This is a genomic window from Grimontia sp. AD028 (genome assembly GCF_000973155.1).
Taxonomy (GTDB): domain Bacteria; phylum Pseudomonadota; class Gammaproteobacteria; order Enterobacterales; family Vibrionaceae; genus Enterovibrio; species Enterovibrio indicus.
Window position 1 is genome coordinate 1 of the sequence record NZ_LASY01000007.1, and the last position, 23,241, is coordinate 23,241.

17 protein-coding genes are annotated in these 23,241 nt (G+C 48.7%); 5 read left to right on the forward strand and 12 right to left on the reverse strand.

Annotated elements, in window-relative coordinates; genetic code table 11:
* Positions 1 to 67: 67 nt before the first annotated feature.
* Together dsbB and nhaB are read right to left on the reverse strand one after the other, a co-directional pair.
* Positions 68 to 604, reverse strand: coding sequence for a disulfide bond formation protein DsbB (dsbB, locus tag RN22_RS01455; protein WP_046302809.1), 537 nt, complete (start codon positions 602 to 604; stop codon positions 68 to 70).
* An 85-nt stretch (positions 605 to 689) separates the two neighbouring features.
* Positions 690 to 2,276, reverse strand: coding sequence for a Na(+)/H(+) antiporter NhaB (nhaB, locus tag RN22_RS01460; RefSeq protein WP_046302810.1), 1,587 nt, complete (start codon positions 2,274 to 2,276; stop codon positions 690 to 692).
* 371 nt (positions 2,277 to 2,647) lie between these two features.
* Here nhaB and RN22_RS24945 point away from each other — a divergent pair, with 371 nt between their 5' ends.
* Together RN22_RS24945 and fadR are read left to right on the forward strand one after the other, a co-directional pair.
* Positions 2,648 to 2,800: a hypothetical protein gene (locus RN22_RS24945; RefSeq protein ID WP_156168154.1), complete on the forward strand. Its 153-nt coding sequence runs from the start codon at positions 2,648 to 2,650 to the stop codon at positions 2,798 to 2,800.
* Positions 2,801 to 2,943: 143 nt separating this feature from the next.
* Positions 2,944 to 3,795 (forward strand): fatty acid metabolism transcriptional regulator FadR, encoded by an 852-nt coding sequence (gene fadR / locus RN22_RS01465; protein WP_046302811.1) that lies wholly within the window; start codon positions 2,944 to 2,946, stop codon positions 3,793 to 3,795.
* A gap of 61 nt (positions 3,796 to 3,856) precedes the next feature.
* Here fadR and RN22_RS01470 read toward each other — a convergent pair whose 3' ends face one another.
* From RN22_RS01470 to gap, 5 genes are all read right to left on the reverse strand, one after another.
* A complete protein-coding gene (locus tag RN22_RS01470; RefSeq protein WP_002541061.1) occupies positions 3,857 to 5,401 on the reverse strand; it encodes a SpoVR family protein in 1,545 nt (514 codons plus the stop codon).
* 43 nt (positions 5,402 to 5,444) lie between these two features.
* A complete protein-coding gene (locus tag RN22_RS01475; protein WP_046302812.1) occupies positions 5,445 to 6,716 on the reverse strand; it encodes a YeaH/YhbH family protein in 1,272 nt (423 codons plus the stop codon).
* 36 nt (positions 6,717 to 6,752) lie between these two features.
* Entirely contained in the window at positions 6,753 to 8,687 is a 1,935-nt protein-coding gene (locus RN22_RS01480) for a PrkA family serine protein kinase (protein ID WP_002541065.1), read from the reverse strand.
* A gap of 425 nt (positions 8,688 to 9,112) precedes the next feature.
* Entirely contained in the window at positions 9,113 to 9,976 is an 864-nt protein-coding gene (locus RN22_RS01485; protein WP_046302813.1) for a D-hexose-6-phosphate mutarotase, read from the reverse strand.
* Positions 9,977 to 10,076: 100 nt separating this feature from the next.
* Positions 10,077 to 11,072 carry a type I glyceraldehyde-3-phosphate dehydrogenase gene (gene gap / locus RN22_RS01490; RefSeq protein ID WP_002541068.1) on the reverse strand — a complete coding sequence of 332 codons (996 nt, stop codon included), beginning with the start codon at positions 11,070 to 11,072 and terminating at the stop codon, positions 10,077 to 10,079.
* A gap of 490 nt (positions 11,073 to 11,562) precedes the next feature.
* Here gap and msrB point away from each other — a divergent pair, with 490 nt between their 5' ends.
* A complete protein-coding gene (gene msrB / locus RN22_RS01495) occupies positions 11,563 to 11,958 on the forward strand; it encodes a peptide-methionine (R)-S-oxide reductase MsrB (RefSeq protein ID WP_002541069.1) in 396 nt (131 codons plus the stop codon).
* Between the two features lie 70 nt (positions 11,959 to 12,028).
* Here msrB and RN22_RS01500 read toward each other — a convergent pair whose 3' ends face one another.
* Together RN22_RS01500 and RN22_RS25575 are read right to left on the reverse strand one after the other, a co-directional pair.
* Positions 12,029 to 12,895, reverse strand: a complete 867-nt coding sequence (locus tag RN22_RS01500) for a DUF2989 domain-containing protein (RefSeq protein ID WP_002541070.1) — start codon at positions 12,893 to 12,895, stop codon at positions 12,029 to 12,031.
* Positions 12,896 to 13,050: 155 nt separating this feature from the next.
* On the reverse strand, positions 13,051 to 14,817 hold the full coding sequence (locus RN22_RS25575; RefSeq protein ID WP_046302814.1) for a calcium-binding protein: 1,767 nt from the start codon (positions 14,815 to 14,817) through the stop codon (positions 13,051 to 13,053).
* A gap of 438 nt (positions 14,818 to 15,255) precedes the next feature.
* On the opposite strand from RN22_RS25575, the gene RN22_RS01510 reads away from it, so the two are divergent.
* Positions 15,256 to 15,540: a YeaC family protein gene (locus tag RN22_RS01510; protein WP_002541075.1), complete on the forward strand. Its 285-nt coding sequence runs from the start codon at positions 15,256 to 15,258 to the stop codon at positions 15,538 to 15,540.
* Positions 15,541 to 15,602: 62 nt separating this feature from the next.
* Here RN22_RS01510 and RN22_RS01515 read toward each other — a convergent pair whose 3' ends face one another.
* The 3 genes from RN22_RS01515 to sppA all read right to left on the reverse strand — a co-directional run bounded on the left by RN22_RS01515 (position 15,603) and on the right by sppA (position 20,991).
* Positions 15,603 to 17,765 (reverse strand): DUF4114 domain-containing protein, encoded by a 2,163-nt coding sequence (locus RN22_RS01515; protein WP_082111335.1) that lies wholly within the window; start codon positions 17,763 to 17,765, stop codon positions 15,603 to 15,605.
* 262 nt (positions 17,766 to 18,027) lie between these two features.
* Complete coding sequence (ansA, locus tag RN22_RS01520; protein WP_046302815.1) at positions 18,028 to 19,038, reverse strand: asparaginase; 1,011 nt, start codon at positions 19,036 to 19,038, stop codon at positions 18,028 to 18,030.
* Between the two features lie 96 nt (positions 19,039 to 19,134).
* Positions 19,135 to 20,991 (reverse strand): signal peptide peptidase SppA, encoded by a 1,857-nt coding sequence (gene sppA, locus RN22_RS01525; protein ID WP_046302816.1) that lies wholly within the window; start codon positions 20,989 to 20,991, stop codon positions 19,135 to 19,137.
* A 161-nt stretch (positions 20,992 to 21,152) separates the two neighbouring features.
* Between sppA and RN22_RS01530 the strand changes: the two genes are divergently transcribed.
* Complete coding sequence (locus RN22_RS01530; RefSeq protein WP_046302817.1) at positions 21,153 to 23,162, forward strand: NADPH-dependent 2,4-dienoyl-CoA reductase; 2,010 nt, start codon at positions 21,153 to 21,155, stop codon at positions 23,160 to 23,162.
* The last annotated feature ends 79 nt before the right edge of the window (positions 23,163 to 23,241 follow it).

Consider the following 23,241-nt stretch of genomic DNA (forward strand, 5'->3'; position numbering starts at 1 on the left):
GCTTAACTGATCGGCATTACAGCCAAGGCTGGGATTTTTTGTGATTCTATCGACGCAATGGCTTCAACTAGAAGAGGCGGCGCTCGCGCTTGCCGAATAGCTGAGACAACACAACAACAGCCAACACAACCAGCATGGCTGCGAAAATCACGATCAGCCATTGAGGCATAGACAGTGTCAGGAATTGCCAAACAATCTTGCTGCAATCGCCACTGGCTTCAAACATCCATGGAACCCATTGGTTCAATGGCGCCCATGAAGGGAAAGAAACAAAGATATCGCAGGTCGCGCCAAACAGGTCGTTCGGATCCGGGAATTGGTAGCCGACATGTTCGATGGAAAGTTTAAGACCCCAACCAGCCGCAACACCCCAGGCAATCAGTCCTGACCAGCGTACCAGTGCGTTTTGCGGAGCAATCATACCGATGAGACCCGCACCCACCACACCCAGCATGGCAACACGCTCATAGATACACATGACGCAAGGCGCCAAGTCCATCACGTGTTGGAAAAACAGCGCACAACCTTCGAGGATTAAACCCGACAGCATCAGCAGAAACCAAGCGCCACGCCCACGGGATATTTCGTTGAAATACGACAACATAGAATACGAATCCGTTGTAAAAGACAAAGCCCCACCGAAGGCGGGACTTTGCTATTCAAAAAGTTACGGAGCTGGAAATCAAGCCTTAATGACCAGCACTCACTGCACCAGCCGCTTCAACCGTGCCAAGTGTGATCCAACCCGCTTCATAGAACCACTCCGTCATTGGAAGCAGCAGCAATTCGATACCTGCGAGACCTACCAGACCCATTACGACGGTGTATGGCAGCGCCATGTAAACCATCTTGCCGTACGACAAGCGCAGGAGCGGAGCCAGGGTTGATGTCAGCAGGAACAGGAACGCAGCCTGACCATTAGGTGTTGCCACCGACGGAAGGTTAGTACCGGTATTGATTGCGACAGCGAGAAGCTCGAATTGTTCACGAGTAATGATGCCATCCATCAGAGCTGCTTTAACTTCGTTGATGTAAACCGTACCAACGAATACGTTATCTGACACCATGGAGAGCAAACCGTTCGCGATGTAGAACATGGTGAGCTGCGCACCACCTTCCAGTTGCAGAACGGCACTGATCACTGGAGTAAACAGACCTTGGTCGACGATAACTGCAACCACTGAGAAGAAAACCGCCAGCAGTGCAGTAAACGGCAGCGCTTCTTCAAACGCTTTACCAATATGGTGCTCGTCAATAACGCCGGTGAAAGAGGTTGCCAGGATGATAACGCTCAAGCCAATCAAACCAACTGCGGCCAAGTGCATTGCTAGTGCGATAACCAGCCACACTGCAATGATCGCCTGAACAACAAGCTTTGCTACGTCGTAGTTGGTGCGTTTCGCACGCTCGGCATTGTTAAATTCAACCAGGATTTGGCGAACGTTTTCAGGCAGTTTTGCACCGTAATCAAACAGGCCAAATTTTTCGACAAATGCACAGGTCGCCAAACCACAGAACAGAACTGGCAAGGTAACAGGCAACATTCGAACGATGAACTCACCGAATTGCCAACCTGCTTTTTCAGCGATGATCAGGTTTTGAGGCTCACCTACCATGGTCATTACACCACCCAGTGCGGTACCTACACCCGCATGCATCAGCAGGCTGCGCAGGAATGCACGGTAATTCTCAAGGTCATCGCGGCTTAGGTCATCGCGAACAGACTCGTCTGAGGTATGGTCATGGTTGGATTGGAAGTCTTTACCTGATGCAACACGGTGGTAAATAGAGTAGAAGCCAACTGCCACACTGATAACAACAGCTATCACGGTCAGCGCATCAAGGAATGCAGAAAGTAATGCGGCTGCAGAACAGAAGGCTAGAGACAACAGCGTTTTCGACTGAATACCGAGCAGGATTTTGGTAAAGATGAACAGCAATAGCTGCTTCATGAAGTAGATACCCGCCACCATAAAGATAAGCAGCAGCAGAACTTCGAAGTTTGCAACCAGCTCGTGTTTCACCGTGGCTGGGCTGGTCATCCCAATGGCTACGGCTTCGATGGCCAGTAAGCCGCCAGGCTGAAGTGGGTAACATTTAAGTGCCATCGCCAGAGTGAAAATAAATTCCACTACAAGCAACCAACCCGCGATAAACGGATCGATAGCGAAAACAATTGGGTTGATAATCAAGAACGCAATAATCGCCGCTTTGTACCAGTCGGGCGCCTTACCGAGAAAGTTCTTGATGAAAGCATTCCTTAGCGTAATGGCCATGTATATGTCTCTGTTTCTTATAAAAGCAAGTTCTATGGAGGCTTGAAATGAAGATGTAAACGCTCTGTTGCGACAGGGGGCGGTAAAATTACACAATTTCAAATTTTGTTGAAATGTTTGGAATCTGACCCCTAAACGTCGATTTATCGACGAAAAGTACCGCTGAAACCCATCGCATAGGCAAACTCGGAGCACACAATACAGCGACTTTTCAAACAGTCAACAATCCGTTGCATGTTAATTAAATTACTGGAGTATGTTACGAAAAAACGCGACTCCAACCCTGGGCTTTTGAAATATCCTGTAACATTTGGGCGCCGTTATTCTATGCATGGGATTGGTTGTATACAGTGATGGGGATCAAGGATAACGTGCAGCAGAAAACAATCGCTTTTCTTTTCGCCATTGATGGGCGTGAAGAGGTTGTAAAATTGGTAGCTGGTCAGTTTTTACGGTTTAAAACGCACATAAAAGTGCATGTTGTGGTTATGAAACCAGACAAGGCAGCTGTTCAAGTTAGATGAAAATTTAATTAACTGTGATGTACGCCCGTCAAATCACAGTTAAATGGGCGCAAACGATACCCTTCTTAGGTTTCTAGGTGGCGAGGATAAGTGGTATGATGAGTTATTAATCAAGATAAGAAGCAACCTGGAAACAACACTCAATGGTTATTAAGGCGGATAGCCCGGCAACTTTTGCTGAGAAATATATCATCGAGAGCATCTGGAATAATCACTTTCCACAAGGCTCTATTCTTCCCGCAGAGCGCGAGTTGTCAGAACTGATTGGTGTCACACGTACAACCCTTCGAGAGGTGCTACAGCGCCTGGCTCGTGACGGCTGGTTGACTATCCAACATGGTAAGCCGACGCGCGTGAATGACTACATGAACACATCAGGTCTCAACATTCTCGATACGCTGGTTACCCTTGAGGGTGAAGACGTTCACGGTGTGTTGGAAAACCTGCTGTCAGCACGCACCGACATCAGTGGCGTTTACATGCGTTATGCGGTGAAAAATGACCCGCAAATCTGTGCAGACCTGATAGAGAAAGTGATTGGTCGTTGTGAGGCCCTGCTGGCAAGCGACAGCTTCGCGAGCTTCATTGAAGCGGCTGAAGAGAAAGACGCCATCTTGCAGGACGTGAAGAAAATTTACGATACCTTCGGTAAGGTTGATCAAGACACTTGTGAAGCGGTTTGCCGTGGTCGTGCATTCAACCACTTCGACTACATGTTATTCCAAGGCATGGCGCAACGCTCAGGCAACAAAGTTTACGTACTGACCATGAATGGCATGCGTAAAATCTACTCCCGCGTAGGTGGTTACTACTTCATGGACAAGCGTGCTTGTGAGCTGGCGATTCAGTTCTACCGTGATTTGCTGGTTATAACGAATGAAGGCCGTCATCTGGATGTGGCTGATCGCATCAAGCAATATGGTCGTGAAAGCGGCGCGATTTGGTTCCATAATCGCGATACCATTGCCAAGTTGATGGAGCAGGAAGAAGCTTAATCCTGTCTTTCCTAAAAAAAAACCGCCACTTCTGGCGGTTTTTTTGTCTGTGTGCGTCTCGCTAGCTTCCCGGTATCAAATCGGGATCAAACTGAGGACGCTTTGGGCAGGTTGAGATGATCTTACTCTTGCCGTCCGGCAGTTCTTCCTCCAGTACCACTTCAAACCCCCACAAACGGTGAACGTGCTTGAGCACTTCTTCGTAGGAATCGTTCAGCGGTATGCGGTTATGCGGCACGTAACGTAAGGTCAGCGCCCGATTGCCTCGTAGATCCACATCAAATACCTGAATATTAGGTTCGTGGTTACTGAGGTTGTATTGCGCCGATAGCCTCTCCCGGATCTGGCGGTAACCTTCCTCGTTATGAATGCTGGTCACTTCGATGAAGTTTTGTCTGTCATCGTCATTAATGGCAAAGAACTTCATGTCTCGCATCACTTTGGGTGACAGGAACTGGCTGATAAAGCTCTCGTCCTTAAAGTTCTGCATCGCAAAATGTAAGGTTTCCAACCAATCACTGCCTGCGATTTCAGGGAACCAGTATTTGTCTTCTTCGGTGGGGTCTTCACAGATACGGCGAATATCCTGAAACATCGCAAAACCCAGCGCATAAGGATTGATACCACTGTAAAAACGACTGTTATAGGGCGGCTGTGCAACCACATTGGTGTGGCTGTGCAGAAACTCCATAATGAAACGGTCTGTGACCAGTCCTTCATCGTAAAGGTGGTTAAGTATGGTGTAGTGCCAGTATGTCGCCCAGCCTTCGTTCATCACCTGCGTTTGCTTCTGCGGGTAAAAATACTGGCTGACCTTCCTGACGATACGAATCACTTCACGCTGCCAAGACTCCAGCAGAGGGGCATGCTTTTCGAAGAAATAGAGAATGTTTTCCTGTGGCTCAGATGGGAAACGATCAACGGCTTTCTCACGCACCTTTTCACTGGTTGGAATAGTCCGCCAAAGCGCGTTGACCTGACTTTGCAGATAATCCTCGCGGGATTTCTGACGCGCCACTTCCTCGGCAATCGAGATCTTCTGTGGTCGTTTGTAGCGATCCACGCCGTAGTTCATCAGGGCGTGGCAGGAGTCGAGGAGTTTTTCTACCTCATCCACGCCGTATTTCTCTTCGCACTCGCTGATGTAGTTTTTGGCAAAAAGCAGATAATCGATAATGGAGCCTGCATCCGTCCATGTCTGGAACAGGTAGTTGCCTTTGAAGAAAGAGTTGTGACCATAGCAGGCGTGCGCCATGACCAGTGCCTGCATTGTGATGGTGTTTTCTTCCATCAGATAGGCAATACATGGGTCGGAGTTAATCACGATTTCATACGCAAGGCCCATATGACCATGCTTGTAACCGCGCTCTGTTTCGATGAATTTCTTGCCAAAAGACCAATGGTTGTAGTTGATAGGCATGCCCACACTTGAGTAGGCATCCATCATTTGCTCGGCAGTGATGATTTCAATTTGGTTCACATAGGTGTCGAGGCGATAGTGTTCCGCCACACGTTTGATTTCCGTGTGGTAGTTCTCTAGCAGCTCAAACGTCCAGTCAGGACCATCACTGAGCGTCTTCTTTTTCTTTTTTGCTGCGACTGCCATCGCGTCCTCCTTGGATCTCAAACCCGGAAAGAGAGGTGAGGGGTTAGCTCACCTGTTTCTTAAACAACTCCCGGAAGACTGGGAAAATGTCGTCGGCAGAGCGAATGTTCTGCATAGCAAAGTTTTCGTAGCTCTCTGCCACTGATTCATACTCTCGCCACAGTGTCTGGTGTGCTCGACGGGTAATTTCAATGTAAGCGTAGTAACGTGTTACCGGCAGCAGTTGCCTTTCCAACAACTCGCGACAACCCGGTGAATCATCTGCCCAGTTATCGCCATCTGATGCTTGTGCGGCGTAGATATTCCACTCGTTGGAAGGGTAACGCTCTTTGACAATGTCATTCATCAGCCGCAGTGCACTGGACACTATGGTGCCACCCGTTTCCTGAGAGTAGAAAAACTCATGCTCGTCCACTTCCTTCGCCTGCGTGTGGTGGCGGATAAACACCACTTCCACGTTTTTGTAGGTTCGGGTCAGGAAGAGATAGAGCAAAATGTAGAACCGCTTGGCGATGTCTTTGGTGGCCTGATCCATCGAACCGGACACATCCATCAGACAGAACATGACTGCTTGACTACTCGGTTGTGGGCGCTTCTCGTAGTTCTTGTAACGTAGGTCGAAAGTGTCGATGAAAGGTACAGCGGCAATCTTGGCCTTGAGTTCATCAATTTCTTCCAGCAGACGTTTCTCTTCAAGCGGCTGCCCTGGTTCAGTGCTTTTCAGCGCTTCGAGTTCCGCTTCAAGCTCACGCAGTTTGCGGCGTTTGCCTGCTGACATAGCGGTTCGACGTGCCAGAGAGTTCTGAAGCGAACGTACAATCGCAATGTTGGCCGGCACACCGGTTGCTTTGAAACCGGAGCGGTGGGTTTTCCACTCTACCAGCTTGTTCATCTGGTTCTTTTTCAGGTTCGGCAGTTCCAGATCTTCGAACAGCAAATCCAGATACTCGTCTTTCGAAATCTGGAAAACGAAATCGTCCTGACCTTCGCCATCTGGGCTTGCCTGACCTTCTCCCGCGCCACCGCCTTGTCCACCGCCAGGTGGGCGTTCAATACGGTCGCCGGGGATAAATTGGTCGTTGCCAGGGTGGACAGCATCACGCTGTCCGCCTTTGCCTTGTCGGAATACTGGCTCTCGAATGTCCCGGGAAGGGATAGTGATGCTTTCACCACTATCCACATCAGTGATAGAACGTTTGTTTACAGCATCAGCAATAGACTCTTTAATCTGTCGCTTGTGACGTCGCAAGAAACGCTGACGGTTCACCGTGCTTTTGTTTTTCCCGTTGAGCCTTCGATCTATAAAATGCGCCATAAGCCCCCCGTAATTTCAATACATCCCTAGACAGTGTTACGAGGATTTACGCACACGCAAGTACCACTCAGACAGCAAGCGTACTTGTTTGCGGGTATATCCTTTCTCCATCATACGGGCGACGAAGTCGTCGTGTTTCTTCTGCTCTTCGGTCGACGTTTTCGCATTGAAGGAAATGACCGGGAGCAGCTCTTCGGTGTTCGAGAACATTTTCTTCTCGATAACAGTGCGAAGTTTTTCGTAGCTGGTCCAAACCGGGTTCTTACCTTCATTGTTAGCGCGTGCACGAAGGACAAAGTTCACGATTTCATTACGGAAGTCTTTAGGATTACTGATACCTGCAGGCTTCTCGATTTTCTCCAACTCGCTGTTGAGCGCAGAGCGGTCGAACAGTTGACCGGTATCTGGATCGCGGTATTCCTGATCCTGAATCCAGAAGTCTGCATAGGTCACGTAGCGGTCAAAGATGTTCTGGCCGTACTCAGAGTAAGACTCGAGATAAGCGGTCTGAATTTCCTTGCCGATAAACTCGACGTATTTCGGAATCAAGTAACCTTTCAGGTTTTCCAGGTACTTCTCAGCAATTTCTTGCGGGAACTGTTCTCGCTCAATTTGTTGCTCAAGCACGTAGAACAGGTGCACAGGGTTTGCCGCCACTTCAGAATGGTCGAAGTTAAATACGCGAGAGAGGATCTTGAACGCAAAGCGGGTAGAAAGACCGTTCATGCCTTCATCAACGCCAGCATAGTCACGGTACTCCTGATAAGACTTGGCTTTAGGATCCGTGTCTTTCAGCGTTTCACCGTCATAGACGCGCATTTTCGAGAAGATGCTGGAGTTTTCCGGCTCTTTCAGGCGCGACAGCACACTGAAACGGGCGAGAATATCGAGCGTGCTTGGCGAACAAGGTGCGTTAGCCAGCTCACTGCCTTCCAGCAGTTTGTCGTAGATTTTGATCTCTTCAGAAACACGAAGACAGTAAGGCACTTTGACGATGTATACACGGTCGAGGAATGCCTCGTTGTTTTTGTTGTTACGGAAGGTTTGCCATTCTGATTCGTTCGAGTGAGCGAGGATCATGCCATCGAACGGCAGGGCTGAAAGACCTTCAGTACCGTTGTAGTTACCTTCCTGCGTCGCTGTTAGCAATGGGTGAAGCACTTTGATGGGAGCTTTGAACATCTCAACGAATTCCATCAGACCCTGGTTTGCTTTACACAGCGCACCGGAGTAGCTGTAAGCATCTGGGTCATCTTGCGCAAAATGCTCAAGCTGACGGATATCGACTTTACCAACCAGCGAAGAGATGTCTTGGTTGTTTTCATCACCCGGCTCTGTTTTCGCAACAGCAACCTGGTCAAGAATGGATGGACGAACTTTGACAACCTTAAACTTAGTAATGTCGCCGCCGAATTCATGCAGACGCTTGGCAATCCAAGGTGACATGATGGTACGCAGGTAGCGTTGAGGAACGCCGTATTCGCTTTCCAGCAATGCGCCGTCTTCCGCGGCATCAAACAGGCAGAAAGGGTGGTCGTTGGTTGGGCTGCGTTCGCCGTTTGCAGTCAGCACGTAAACCGGCACTTTCTGCATCAGGCTTTTGAGTTTTTCAGCCAGTGAAGACTTACCACCGCCCACTGGGCCAAGTAAGTAGAGGATTTGTTTGCGTTCTTCCAAACCTTGAGCAGCATGCTTGAGGTAAGAAACGATTTGCTCGATGGCATCTTCCATGCCGTAAAAGTCTTCGAAAGTCTTGTAGCGCGAGATGACGCGGTTGGAGAATAAACGGCTCAAGCGAGGATCGAGCGCAGTGTCGATCATTTCAGGTTCGCCGATGGCCATTAACAGCCTCTCAGCCGCATTTGCATAAGCGCTGCGGTCTTCCCGGCAAAGGTCCAGAAATTCTTGAAGGCTCAGCTCTTCGTCTTTTGCTTCTTCGTAGCGTTGACGATAGTGGTCGAAAATACTCATGGTCCTGCCCCCTAAATCGTGCTGTTATCAATTAGAAAGGATATCGGCGCAGTTGCTTTCATATCCTCACTCTTTTAAGACTAGTCGCAACTGATCAATTTGCTTGGTTGAATTACTTGTTTTTTCGATATTTTTCCCTTTTGTGATAAGGCTTTGTATTCAGCCTTCCAGGATTGGGTTGTGTAAATATCGCTAGTTAACCGTATATACACAGGGAATTGTTCTACCGATCCATTCCCAATAGCGAATTCTCACCAGCGAGACGCCACTTTCTGGGTTTCCAACGTCCGTCACAGATAGACCTCCCCAAACGCTCACTTTGGCACCTCTTCTCGTGATGACGAACTTGCATTGCACGTGCCAAAAAATAAAAAAGCCGGAACCCCAAGGTTCCGGCTTCAATAAAACCGCTGTTAGTTAACGATTTATTTACAAATAACTTCGGTTGAGAGCGTGTGTTTGTCGCCAGGTTGGAGCGTCACACTTCTGTCGTAAACAGCAGATTCTGCACAAACCATGGTCAAAAATCCGTCATCATCCATGTCAGCCATGCCCTCGGCAAGCGCTTGCCATGGATTCCAGACGACCACACCGTTGTTACCCTGATTGTTGACCTCTATACGGCGCTGATTCGCTGCATCTTCAATTATCACGGTCTCTGCTGCTTGAGTGTAAATACGGTCTACTTCGCCTTCGAACGTCGCTTTGCCTGTACTTGGCTTACGCTCACCCGCTTCAATGTACTCGTTACCGAGCTCAGAAACAGTGGCTTGGTGAATGTCGTCAATGTTGAAGTAGGTGTGCAGCGCACCGCCGATTTGCATGGGGCTCGCGCCAGTATTGGTCGAGACTAAACTGACTTTGAGTGTGTCACTGACTTCCATCAGAAGTTCTGCATGGAAAGCATGAGGCCAAATAGCGCGGGTTTCGGGGGTGTCAGACAGCGTCAGGCTAACAATCACGCCTTCATCATTCTCGCGGTGCTCGTTGAGCGTCCATTCGCTGGTGCGTGCAAAACCGTGAGAAGGTTCTGCTGCTTTGCCGAACCAAGGCCAGCAAACAGGAATGCCGCCACGAATAGCTTTGTTACCGGTAAAGTCTGCTTTCCCACTCATCCAAATGGTTTCTTTTTTATCGGCCGGCGTGAAACTCAGCACGTGGCCGCCAAACAAGGAAATAGCAGCGGTGGCTTTCGGATGAATAACACGAACGACTTTTAAACCGTCCAGTTCGCAGACAGTGACATAGTCAGAGAGAACAGCAAGGGTAGGGAGCTGTTTTACGTCCATGAAGGTGCCTTTTGAAAATTTGCTACAAAAATTCAGGTACAAAAAAGGCGGCCATCAGCCGCCTTTTTGTCACTCATGCCTTAACGGCAATCCGGAATGATTACTTAGAGATGTGAGCAATCAGGTCCAGAACTTTGTTTGAGTAACCGATTTCGTTGTCGTACCAAGATACAACTTTAACGAATTTGTCAGTCAGAGCAACGCCAGCTTTTGCGTCGAATACTGAAGTTTGAACTTCACCGATGAAGTCTTGAGAAACAACTTCGTCTTCAGTGTAACCCAGAACGCCAGCCATCTCGCCTTCTGAAGCAGCTTTCATTGCCGCACAGATTTCTGCGTAAGAAGCAGCTTCTTTCAGGTTAACAGTCAGGTCAACAACAGAAACGTTTGCAGTTGGTACGCGGAAAGCCATACCAGTCAGTTTGCCGTTCAGTTCTGGAAGAACTACGCCAACTGCTTTAGCTGCACCAGTTGATGATGGGATGATGTTCTGAGAAGCACCACGACCGCCACGCCAGTCTTTCGCAGAAGGACCGTCAACAGTTTTCTGAGTTGCAGTAGTCGCGTGAACAGTAGTCATCAGGCCAGACTCGATGCCCCACTTGTCGTTCAGTACTTTCGCGATTGGCGCAAGACAGTTAGTAGTACAAGAAGCGTTAGAAACGATGTCTTGACCTGCGTAAGTCTCGTGGTTAACACCCATAACGAACATTGGAGTTGCATCTTTAGATGGACCAGTCAGAACAACTTTCTTCGCACCAGCAGTGATGTGCTGACGTGCAGTTTCGTCAGTCAGGAAGATACCAGTTGCTTCAGCAACAACGTCAACGCCTACTGCGTCCCACTGAAGTTCAGTTGGGTTACGCTCAGCTGTTACGCGAACAGTCTTACCGTTAACAACCAGGTTACCGTCTACAACTTCAACAGTACCGTTGAAACGACCGTGAGTTGAATCGTACTTCAGCATGTATGCCATGTAGTCAACGTCGATCAGGTCGTTGATTGCTACAACTTCGATGTCGTTACGCTCAACAGATGCACGGAAAACGAAACGGCCGATACGGCCAAAACCGTTAATACCTACTTTGATAGTCATTATGTTGCTCCACAACTTAATATCTAGTGAAAGGAAATTGGTAGTAAAATTACAGAATCGGTACCACCCATGCAAGCAAAAAACCCATCTAAATTGCTTAAAGTCAAAAATTAGTACGGATTATTTTTACATCGCCCAAACAATATTTGAATGTGCTACAAAATATTTGAAATTATTCCCGTAAAACACCCTAGCTTGATATTTGTACAACGCCATCTGTCATACTCTTTAAGGCGCATATCTGCTTCGCTAAACAAGTATGGTGACAATATGCCGTTCGGTAAGTGCGAAAACTGAGAATCGAAAACGAGTTTGTCGGCGCTGCGCGTAAGCCATTGTTGATGAGATAAAAGTCAGCAGACCGCTGAAGCTGTGACCTGACGGGCGAAGCTTATTATCCGGGGTGGTACTCAGAGTAATAAGCAGGTAAAAAATCTTTTGCCAAATTCCGGCTTGCCGGAAAGAGAAATTTCCCGCACAAGAGGAAGTCATGACATCAGATAATAAGTGGAAAGCGTCTCTGTCTGAAGAGGCATATAAGGTCTGTCGGTTGGGACATACAGAAGCGCCATATACTGGTGCTTTATTACACAATCATAAGAAAGGAACATATCACTGCGTCTGCTGTGATGCTCTTTTATTTGATTCGAGTACAAAATTTGACTCTGGATGCGGCTGGCCAAGCTTTGATTTAGCGGTAGAAGGTGCGGTTCGTTACCTTGAAGACCAAAGCCATGGAATGGTAAGAACCGAGATTCGTTGTGTTGCCTGTGACAGCCACCTGGGGCATGTGTTTGACGACGGCCCCACAGAAACAGGGCAACGCTACTGCGTGAATTCTGTGTCGATGACTTTTGCTGAGCAGAATGACGAAAGTAAAAGTTGAAATTCACTGAGTATCAGAAAACAAAAAGTGCGCTCTCGGCGCACTTTTCGGTTTTAAGAGGTGGCATTGATTAGGTCGGGTCACCCAATGTCGCAAGCTGCATCAGTAGTCCTTTTTCAAAATCCCCATCTTCGATTTCAGACGCAATATCTTTTGCAATGTCAGCAATAGTCGCACGTCTTGAATCTGCCATTGGGTATAGCAATTTAAGCTGTGCCTCTTTAGCGATTGGCAGCCCCAGTTCACCGCCTACGAGTGCCCAAAGGTAGGCTTCATCGAGCTTTCCAATAGAATGGTTGGCCGTTGCGAGAGATTTAACCACATCTGGAATCGCCTTTTCACGTGTTTCGCCAGCGCGGCCATCATAATAGGAGAGGGCTTTCAATAGCAGTTTGATAGTGTGTTCTTTGTCTTTATCGACGTAGTAAGTCGCCAGACCAAGCTGTAACTCTGGGGTGTTGAGGTATTCGGTTTCTTCCAACTTCAAGAATTGTTCGAGTGCTTCGTTGTCACCCTGTGTCCAACGGTAGTAAATAATGGAAGGCTGGTAAGAAGATTTAAGTTGCTGTTCAAGTTTGTCGATAGCGTCATAGGCGTGGAAGAGAGCTTCCGTGCGCAGTGTCTTTTTCGATTTCAGCGTGGTGGTTTCAATCTGTGCAGCCAACTCCATACACTTTGCGTACTTCTTGGTCAGTAGCAGTTCATCGAACTTATTCAGATCTGACTCTTTTTTCACCACGTCATAACGTTTCCAAATAAGGTCAGTTCGCTCATGGCGGCATTGGCCATCCTGGACGTTAAGCTTATTACAGATCTGAGGGTAGTTCTCGCAAAGCTGAGCGGTGCTGCGGTTGCTCTCAAAACAGCCCGCAAGCAAAAGTGGGGTGATAGTGGCAATCGCCAGCTTCATCGGATTATTCAACAAGCCTTTCTTCATCGTATTCGTGGCTCTTATCGTCTCTATTGATACACAAATGACTTATAACATAAACGCTACTTTTCAGTTTATGTTCATTTCACGACTTTTGCGTGAGTCCACAGAGATAAAAAAGACCAGCACGTCGGCTGGCCCTTTAATAAAGCTGACTGATATCAGACGATATCCGTACCAAGATAAGTGATGTTTTCAGCATCAGTCCAAATAGTCACTTGATCACCATCGCGGATATCGGTGAAGACATAAGCTTGTAAATCCGCGGCCTGGGCTGCTGTTATGCCCATTTTCTCTATCATCGCTGGCGTGATATCAGCATTAGATGTGTCTGAAGCTTCGTACTGCCAATGCACCCCAGTGAGATTCAGGGTGTCATCCCCTTCTCCCAGCCAAGCCACAAAACCCTGCCAATCGTCCCGATCGGTGGTGTCTGACTGCGCATCAGTCTCATGGATGTTAATGGTAACAGTTTGGTTGCCATTGCCACCAATAGCGGCTTCAACACCGGCGATGACGTTACCCGTCACACCGGGTGTGGTTTGGTAGGCAGCACCCGTAAAATCGGCATGCACTGAGCCTGAAATCTTCAAGACATCAAAGCCTGTTGCGGCATCATAGATGTGCTTGTTGACTTCTTTTCCGTTAGAAAGCGTGCGGATTTGTCCTTGGAAATCATTAACATCGAAAATTAGGGTGTCGGAATTGGTTCCGCCCATTAGAATATCTTCTCCGACGCCGCCATCAAGTAGGTTGTCGAAGCTGTTCCAACCGGAAAACAGATAGTCGTTGCCTTCACGGCCAAGTAGGGTGTTAGTGCCCAAGTTGCCGTAGAGGGTGTCATTACCGACGCCACCGTCTAGATAGTCATTCCCACCATTACCGCGCAGGAAGTCATCGCCTTCTTCGCCGTAGATGAGATCATTGCCGCCATTTCCTCGAAGGTCATCATTGCCTGTGGCACCATAGATTTCATCGTCACCGTTACCGCCAAAAATCTGGTCGTCACCGGTTCCGCCGTCGATGTAATCGGCACCTTCATCGGCACGAATAGTGTCGTTTCCTGCATCGCCCCAAATTTCGTCGTCACCACTGCCGCCGCGGATATAGTCGTCACCATTTTCACCAAAGACGAGGTCAGCACCTTCACCTGCCAGTAACTCGTCGTTACCCTGACCACCATACAGCGTGTCATCACCTGCACCGCCTTCCAGTTTGTCGGTGCCATTTTGTCCGCGTAACGTATCGTCACCGTTGCCACCGTGAAGATGGTCATCATTATTTCCACCCCAAAGGGTGTCGTTACCATCGCCACCGGAAAGTACGTCATTACCGTCAGCGCCAACGAGAAAATCATCGCCACCTTCGCCAAACAGGCGGTCATCACCTTCATAGCCATACAGACTGTCATTGCCATGCGTGCTGGTGTCGCTGCTGATTTCTTCAACTTCGATGGTGACGCTTGATGATGGGATATTGGTGTCTACGTCATTAAGGTCGAGTGGGCGCCATTCAAAATTTGTTAATTGACTGGCAGGCATGGTGAAGAAAACCAGCGCTGCGCCACCTGGTACGTTGATATCGAGCGCCGAGCCGCGCTCCGCCAAGCTGACATAATCTACAATGATGTCACGGCTAATGATGGTTCCGGATGCGTCCAAAATGGCGTAGCCCAAGCTTTTCTCTTCACCAGCGGGGAAGCTAAATTGTGACAAAGTCACGCTGATGAATGTCTCTTCTTGAATGGCATATGAACCATTAGCGTCTGGAGATAGGGTGGCGATATCTTCAGGCGATGAGTCGCCATAAGCCTTATCGTTACCCTCATAACCACGCAGGGTGTCGTTACCTAGTAGACCGTATATTTCGTCATCGTCGCTGGTGCCGATGAGATTGTCATTTGTATTTGTGCCAGAAATGGATGCCATGTGGCGTACCTTGCTCGAAATTAAGTATTTTCTTGCGACCACGGATACGGCTTCGTGTGTCGGTGTATTAAACGGGCGGGACAGATTTCACGACATGGTGCCTGGTTTTTTGTTCAATTGGTTTTAGTGAAACCAGTTTCTGTTGGCCGAGCGTCGTCACATAAAGTGGCAAAAGGTCTGCGATCTCTCAAGCTGCGAGGTGCGTATTCAGATTAAAATCAGTACTATTGCGGGCGTAGTAAAATAGGAATTCGCACTAAAGTGCTATAAAAAACTGAAAATCAGCATGGGAAATGACTGATTTCTTGGCTTGTTTGCCTTTTTAGTCAAGGTATCTCAGTGTGTTAGACACACGAGTATCTTTGGTCGAAAACCGACATTTTTACTCTCTGATTGTGTTGTGGCACCTTTGGGTGGCCAAGGAAGAAAGGAAGTATCATGGATATCGAGCAGTTGCTGTCCACCATCACCCCAGACGCTTATGAACGCTTGTTGTATGCGGTAGAAACCGGTAAATGGCCTGAAGGCACGACACTGACACCGGAGCAACGCGACAATGCTATCCAGGTTGTGATGCTCTATCAATCTCGCCACAACACGGAGCCGCAACATATGACGGTTGCGGCAGGTGGTGATATTACAATGAAGTCGAAAGCGCAGTTAAAACGAGAGTTTGCGCCGAATCAGGAAACGATTGTTCAGACCAAGCTGAGCGAAGAATAAAAAAGCGCCGACGTGAAGTCGGCGTTTTTCTTTAGGTTATTTGGAAGACCGAGAGCACCTCTTTAGAAGATGTCATTACCTGCCTGAGTGATGTTTTCTGCATCTGTCCAAAGGGTGATTTGCTCACCAGAGATGTCAGACGAGAACACATAAGCCTTAAGTGTCGAGGCTTGGTCTTCCGTTAATCCCATTTGCTGGATCATTGCCGGCGTGAGTTCTGCATTCGCTGTTGCATCTGCTTCATAAGTCCAGCGAGGGCCGGCAAAGTCAAAGGTATCGTCACCACCACCTAAATAAGCAACAAATCCATCCCAATCACCACGTTCTGTATCATCTGATTGCGCCAAGATTGAATGCTCTTTTATCGTCACCGTTTGATTGCCATCATCACCGACAATTGCCTCAACGCCTGCGATCACATTGCCGTTAACTGTGGTGTCAGATTGATAAGCCGCACCTGTGAAGTCAACATGCACATCGCCGGACACTTCCAAAACATCAAATCCCGTTGCTGCATTGTAGACTTGGTCATTTACAACGCGTCCTTTAGAGAGTGTTTTGGTTTCACCAGCAAAATCTTCAATGTCGAATACCAGAATGTCGGAGCCGATGCCTCCTGTGTAGGTATCTATGCCTTCCCCGCCATCCAGTCGGTTATTTGTACCGTTACCGGCGTAAAGCTCATCGTTACCCGCTCCACCAAGAAGGGTGTTGCTGCCTGCGTTGCCGAAAAGCTTGTCGTTACCCGCGCCGCCGTCAAGCGTATCGTTCCCTGCTTTGCCATAGAGCACGTCGTCGCCTTCACCACCGTTCACGGTGTCGTTGCCGTGACCACCTCGAATGTCATCGGCACCTTCATCGCCGTAAAGAGTGTCGTCACCCTTTCCGCCAAAGATTTTGTCATCACCTTCACCGCCGTGAACGATATCTGCATCATCCCCAGCATGGATCGTGTCGTTACCGGTTCCACCGTCAATCGTATCTTTATCGCTGACTTCTTTTTCTGCGGTGACTTCGACAGTAAATACCGTGTCGTTGAAATCTTTATCGCCCAGACCGCGTAGGTCTTCCCAAGCTGAAACATCGCCTGAGTTTCTCTCGTGATCCAGATCCCCAGTATTTTCAGTGGCCTGCGATACAAAAACATCGCTGGTTACTGAGCCTTGTGACACTGTTGGTGTGCCATCAAGAGTAAGGATGACTTCGCCTTTATCAAATCCTGCACGATCACCATCGGGGATCAGGAAAAGCCCCATTTTCTCGCCGCCTGTGGTGTCGATGTCGATCTTCAGCGAAGACACATGCTTAACGTTGTCGGCGACGATAACAGCACGAATAACGTTTCCGTTACTGTCGAGAATGTAGTAGCCCAAGCTGTTATTGTATGCCGCACTATGGCTGAAGCTGCTCAAATCCAAACGCGCCTTTTCAGTACCAGAAATATCAAACAGTGCATCAGAGCCACGGTCAATCTGAACCGTTTCTTTGCTGATTCGACCGCCAAAAATCAGATCATCACCCGCGCCACCATTGATGGTATCGTCGCCTTCATCACCGAAAATAGTGTCGTTGTCTGGGAGTTTGGAGCGAGGTTGGGTCACGTTGATTTGGAACGTGGTGTCATTGAAATCATTGTCACCTCCGCCCCAGAGATCTTCCCACTTGCTGGTAGAGCCGCTTTCACGCTCATGGTCGATACCATCTCCGTTCTCACTTTTCTGAGAAGTGAAGACTGCCGCTGAGCTTGAACCTTGGGTAACTGTCGCAGAGTTGGTTGAAAGGTCGAGATTCACTTCGCCTTTGTCAAAACCTTTGCGATCGCCATCAGGGATAAGGAAGAGTCCTAGTTTTGCTCCTCCCTCAGTCGCTATATCGTCAAGGTTAATGGCGCTGACATTTTTCACGTTGTCTGCAACGATGACAGCTTTCAGGACACTGCCATCTTCATCAAGAATGTAGTAGCCAAGACTGTTGTTATAGGCTGCGCTATGGGTGAAGTGTGAAAAATCGAGAGAGACAGCATCACCACCACTGATGTCAAAAGTACCATCAGCCGAGCGAGACAAAGAAATATCACTAGTAAAACCAGATGAACCGCCACCATTAAGGATATCGTTACCTGCACCACCTTTTATCATGTCGTTACCTTCGTAACCGAAGATGGTGTCATTACCACTTGTGCCATTTAATTTGTCATTCGCATAGGTGCCGGTAAACGTTGCCATCGTACTACTCCCTGATCTTAAGTCTTTGCTTATTTAGCGCTTTCTACTGAGGTGTAAATTTATTTAACAGTGTCAATACACTATTCAACTAAGCACTAATCACAAGACAGTCAGTAGGTTTTCAGTTGAATATCAGGGGTGGGAATGAGTTTTTTGGGTTTGAATGGCCAGAAAAGTATGAGGGATTGTTCAGTGGAAGTATGACCAAAAACAACAAAGGCCAGCGTATGCCGGCCTTCTACATTGTCTGTTTTTCTGAATATCAGAGCGACAATTCGCCGCGGAGGTCTTGTTGAAGTTGGGTGCGAATGGCATCCATTGGCAAGTCCTGACTCAGAAGAAAGTGCAGTTTCGCCAGTGCTGCTTCCGGGGTCATGTCATAACCGCTAAGAACGCCTGCTTCTGCCAGCGCACAACCTGTAGCGTAACCGCCCATATTGACTTTACCTGCCAGACACTGGGTCAGATTCAACACCACAACGCCGCGATCAGTCGCTTCGCGAAGCAGGCCTAGCAGCTCTTGATTCTGAGGTGCGTTGCCCACACCAAAGGTCAGCAGGATCATCGCATTCACTGGTTGTTTCAGCGCATTGCGGATCACTTCCGGCGAAATCCCCGGATACATCATGATAATGGCAACAGGCTGTTCGGTAATCGTGTGAACGTTGAAAGCACCTTCCGGCTTCTTATCGATTTCTGCACCGTGGAGCTGGATGTTAATACCCGCTTCCAACAGAGGCGGCAGATTTGGCGACGTAAAAGCATTGAAACCATCTGCATGGGATTTGGTGCTACGGTTACCGCGAAGAAGCTGGTTGTTGAAGAACAAGGTCACTTCATTGATAGGGTAATTCGCAGCGATATGCAGTGCGTTCAACAGATTCGCCTGACCGTCAGAACGCAGTTCTGCCAACGGGATTTGTGATCCTGTCACGATGACGGGTTTATCCAGGTTCTCCAGCATAAAGGAGAGCGCAGAGGCGGTGTATGCCATGGTGTCTGTACCATGGAGAATCACGAAGCCATCGTACTTATCGTAGTTCTCACGAATATCGTCAGCAATGCGTTGCCACTCTGCAGGGGTCATGTCGGCGGAGTCGATCAGCGGGCTGTATTCGTGAATAGTGAATTCAGGCATCTCAGGGCGATGGAATTCCGGCATTTGTTGGAGTTGTTGTTGCATGAAGCCAGACACAGGAATGTAGCCCTGCTCTGATTTCAGCATGCCGATTGTGCCGCCAGTGTAGGCGATATAAATGTGTTTTCTTTCCATCTTCACAACTTAAATGTAGCCGAGGTAGTGCGCGCATTATACGGAGTGGATGCACGAAAAAAACCCCCGGATTTCGCCGGGGGTTGTTGAGAGGTCTCAGTTTTCGTAATAACTACAATTCGGACAGAGCGCGTATTGTCCGTTTGGATCATTGAAGTTATTCAGGTTGTTTATTTCAGTAACTGCGTGGTTAGCAAACTGTTGAACTGCATCAGGCAGTTTGACGGCTTCGTTCAATCCGAGCGTTACCATCGCCTGGTTAATGAACTCATAGATGAATTGCTGTGCTGGGGTGAGCGGCTCTTCCATCCAGTTCAATGAATAATCGGTTACCTGAGCCAGTTCTGCTGCAACGGTAATGGCATCGTCAAAGTCGCCCATTTGGTCAACCAAGCCACGTTTCATCGCATCGTAACCCGTCCATACGCGGCCTTGCGCCACTTGATCGACATCTTGGAGTGATAGGTTACGTTGGCTGGCGACCAGGCCAATAAAGCGCTGGTAACCATTTTCAATCCCAAGCTGCATGATGTTGCTGATTTCTTCTGGCAACGCTCGTGTGACCCCGACACCCGCAAATGGTGTGGTGCCGATACCGTCGTTATAAACACCGTACTTCGCCAGCACATCTTCGAAGGTGGTCAGAATACCGAAGATACCGATAGACCCTGTGATGGTAGTTGGCTGCGCGAGTATGCGGTCCGCGCTTGAGGATATCCAATAACCGCCGGACGCTGCCACGCTAGACATGGATACGACGACGGGCTTGCCCGCTTGTTTCAGTGCATCCACTTCGTTGCGGATCACTTCCGATGCAAAGGCGCTGCCGCCTGGGCTGTCTACACGCAAAACCACCGCTTTAATTGAATCGTTCAGGCGTGCATCACGCAGTAGGCCAGCAGTGGTATCACCACCGATAGTGCCTTCTGATTCAAAGCCATCCACGATCGCACCGCTTGCAACGACCACGGCAATTTGGTCTGCCTTAGGCAATTCAAAGTTCAGCGGCGCGTAATCATAGAAGCTCACATAGTTGAAGCTGTCTTCCCCATCGCTGCCAAATACTTCTGCCAGACGGGTACGGATTTGTTGGCGGGTCATCAGTTCATCGACCAAGCCCATGTTGTAGGCTAGTTTCGCGAAATCACCGTTTGCTGCCTTGAGGTTAGCAATCAGGGTATCTGCATCTGGTGAGAGTGTTGAAACCTCGATATTACGGTTGGTGGCAATGTCATCGACAAAAGCGCCCCAAAGCTGATTCAGCCAAACAGAGTTTGCTTCGCGCGCTTCTTCAGACATTCCCGTACGGGTGTATGGTTCAACAAATGATTTGTAAGTCCCGACGCGGAAAACGTGTGTTGTGATATCGAGGTTTTCCAGCAGGTCTTTGAAGTAGAGGTTATAGGTGCCATAGCCACGCAACAGCACTGCGCCGTCCGGTGCCATGAAAATCTCGTCGGCATAGCTGGCGAGGTAATATTGGCTCTGGTTGTAGTGCCCACCAATAGCAACCACAGGTTTGCCTGTGGCTTTGAATTCATTAATTGCTTTAGCGATGTAGCGAAGCTTGGTCAGGCTGGTTTCCGACATGTCGGACAGGCTGAGTACCATGCCGTTGATTTTGTCGTCTTTTGCGCCAGCACGGATTTGCTCGACGATATCGTAAAGCACGTTTTCAAACTGCATTTGCTGACCGAAAAGATTGCGTGTCGCGAAATCATAAGGATCGACGCGGCGCTGCTTTTCAACGATTGGCCCTGAAATATCAACCAGAAGCGCTCGCTCTGGTTGCTCAACCGGTTTAGTCGGTGCGGCATGCTCCATCGTAAACAGAAAATAGATCCCCACCAACATGGCAATGAACAGAATATTCAGGATCAACTGACGGGTAAAACTGAGGGCCTTCCAAAACCACTTCAGTAAGGTGCCGATAAATTTAAAAAGCGTTTTCATTTGGTTATCCAGCTTCTTTTATTACTGGTAATCGTAACGAATCCTGTCCGATTAGAATAGAGGTGATTAATGTTGTAAAAATGTAAACAAACGTTTGAAACTTTTGTTTGAGTGGCTTATCTTGGTCTGACCAGAACTAATAATAACCATGGAAGCGCATCATGAATTCGCCTTACCCACACCTACTCGCGCCGTTGGATCTTGGCTTTACGCAGTTGAAAAACCGCTTACTGATGGGGTCTATGCATACTGGACTGGAAGAATCGAATGACGGGTTTAAGAAGCTCGCTGCTTTCTACGCCGAAAGGGCAAAAGGTGGTGTCGGCCTGATCGTGACAGGCGGCTTTTCTCCGAACTTCCGTGGTCGACTTCACCCCTTAAGTGCGCAATTCAGCAGCGGTCGAGCGGCCCGCGCGCACCGTACCATCACTGATGCAGTGCATGAAAATGGCGGTAAAATTGCGCTACAGCTTTTGCACGCAGGCCGTTATGCGATGCATCCTTTCGCACTGAGTGCGTCTGATATGCGATCGCCTATCTCTAAATTCGCGCCTTCTGCCATGAGCGAACGCCAAATCCTGAATACCATCAAAGACTTTGGTAAGAGTGCGGAACTTGCGCGTGAAGCGGGTTACGACGGCGTGGAAATCATGGGTTCAGAAGGTTATCTGATTAATCAGTTCATCTGTGCGCGTTCCAATACCCGTTATGATCGCTGGGGCGGTAGCTACGAAAACCGTACTCGTTTGGCGTTGGAAATTGTTAAATCAGTGCGCGAACGTGCGGGTCAAGATTTCATCATCATTTTTCGACTGTCGATGCTGGATCTGGTGGAGCAGGGCAGCACGCATGATGAAGTGGTCGAACTTGCGAAAGCACTGGAACAAGCCGGTGTGACCATCATCAATACTGGTATTGGCTGGCATGAAGCCCGTATTCCGACCATCGCCACTCAGGTTCCGCGCGCAGCATTCGCGTGGGTTACCGAGCGTCTAAAAGGTGAGGTCAATGTGCCTTTGGTCACCTGTAACCGCATTAATACTCCGGAAATCGCCGAGGAGATCCTGTCATCGGGACAAGCCGATATGGTTTCCATGGCGCGTCCATTTCTGGCGGATGCCGAATTTGTGGCGAAGGCCGAGCAAGACCGCTCAGACGACATCAACACCTGTATTGCCTGTAATCAGGCCTGTCTTGACCATGTGTTCAAAGGGAAACGCGCAAGCTGTTTGGTGAACCCGCAGGCGTGTTACGAAACAGAATTGGTCGTCACACCTGCTTCCAACAAACGCCGTGTTGCGGTTATCGGTGGTGGTATGGCAGGCATGTCTTTTGCGACGACAGCTGCAGAGCGTGGTTTTGATGTGGTGCTGTTTGAGAAGCGCGATACCCTTGGTGGCCAGTTCAATCTCGCCATGCAAATTCCCGGTAAGGAAGAATTCAAAGAATCTATCCGTTACTTCACCCGTAAGGTGGAGCAATCCGGCATTGAAGTCCGTCTGAACACGGAAGTTGATGCGGATACCCTGAAAGAGTTTGATGAAGTGGTGGTAGCAACGGGAGTAAAACCTCGTATCCCATCCATTCCGGGTATCGACCATCCAAAAGCCATTGATTACCAAACGTTCATCCGCGAGCAACCTGAGCTTGGCGGTCGCGTGGCCATTATTGGTGCTGGTGGCATCGGCATTGATGTCGCAACCATGATTACCGAGCCAGAAAATCACACGCTGGATGACTGGCTGAAAGACTGGGGTATCGACAAAACTATCTCGTATGAAGGCGGCTTACACCCTCAGCCTCACTATGTCGCACAGCGTCAGGTATGGTTACTGCAACGTAAAGCAGGTCGAGTAGGCAAAGGACCGGGTAAAACAACGGGCTGGATCCATAAGAAAACGCTGGAAAAACGAGGTGTAGAGCTCCTTGGTGGTGTGGCATACGAGAAGATCGATGACGCAGGTTTGCATATCACCCTTGAAGGTCAGCACCACATTCTGCCAGCAGATCATGTGATCGTTTGTGCCGGTCAGGAATCAGTGAATGGTTTGGTATCTACACTCGAAGCGCAAGGCATCAAAGCCCATGTGATTGGCGGTGCTGAGCATGCCGGCGAGTTGGATGCTAAACGCGCGATTCGCCAAGGGGTGAAGTTAGCCATATCACTTTAAGCCAGTAGTTTGAAAAACCACAAAACCCGAGTGGAGTCGCCTCTCGGGTTTTGTGTTATTTTGGAAAAGTGATTTTTAA

Coding starts and splice junctions, on each gene's coding strand:
- dsbB (WP_046302809.1), bottom strand. CDS start 604: ATGTTGTCGTATTTCAACGAAATATCCCGTGGGCGTGGCGCTTGGTTT.
- nhaB (WP_046302810.1), bottom strand. CDS start 2,276: ATGGCCATTACGCTAAGGAATGCTTTCATCAAGAACTTTCTCGGTAAG.
- fadR (WP_046302811.1), top strand. CDS start 2,944: ATGGTTATTAAGGCGGATAGCCCGGCAACTTTTGCTGAGAAATATATC.
- RN22_RS01470 (WP_002541061.1), bottom strand. CDS start 5,401: ATGGCAGTCGCAGCAAAAAAGAAAAAGAAGACGCTCAGTGATGGTCCT.
- RN22_RS01475 (WP_046302812.1), bottom strand. CDS start 6,716: ATGGCGCATTTTATAGATCGAAGGCTCAACGGGAAAAACAAAAGCACG.
- RN22_RS01480 (WP_002541065.1), bottom strand. CDS start 8,687: ATGAGTATTTTCGACCACTATCGTCAACGCTACGAAGAAGCAAAAGAC.
- RN22_RS01485 (WP_046302813.1), bottom strand. CDS start 9,976: ATGGACGTAAAACAGCTCCCTACCCTTGCTGTTCTCTCTGACTATGTC.
- gap (WP_002541068.1), bottom strand. CDS start 11,072: ATGACTATCAAAGTAGGTATTAACGGTTTTGGCCGTATCGGCCGTTTC.
- msrB (WP_002541069.1), top strand. CDS start 11,563: ATGACATCAGATAATAAGTGGAAAGCGTCTCTGTCTGAAGAGGCATAT.
- RN22_RS01500 (WP_002541070.1), bottom strand. CDS start 12,895: ATGAAGAAAGGCTTGTTGAATAATCCGATGAAGCTGGCGATTGCCACT.
- RN22_RS25575 (WP_046302814.1), bottom strand. CDS start 14,817: ATGGCATCCATTTCTGGCACAAATACAAATGACAATCTCATCGGCACC.
- RN22_RS01510 (WP_002541075.1), top strand. CDS start 15,256: ATGGATATCGAGCAGTTGCTGTCCACCATCACCCCAGACGCTTATGAA.
- RN22_RS01515 (WP_082111335.1), bottom strand. CDS start 17,765: ATGGCAACGTTTACCGGCACCTATGCGAATGACAAATTAAATGGCACA.
- ansA (WP_046302815.1), bottom strand. CDS start 19,038: ATGGAAAGAAAACACATTTATATCGCCTACACTGGCGGCACAATCGGC.
- sppA (WP_046302816.1), bottom strand. CDS start 20,991: ATGAAAACGCTTTTTAAATTTATCGGCACCTTACTGAAGTGGTTTTGG.
- RN22_RS01530 (WP_046302817.1), top strand. CDS start 21,153: ATGAATTCGCCTTACCCACACCTACTCGCGCCGTTGGATCTTGGCTTT.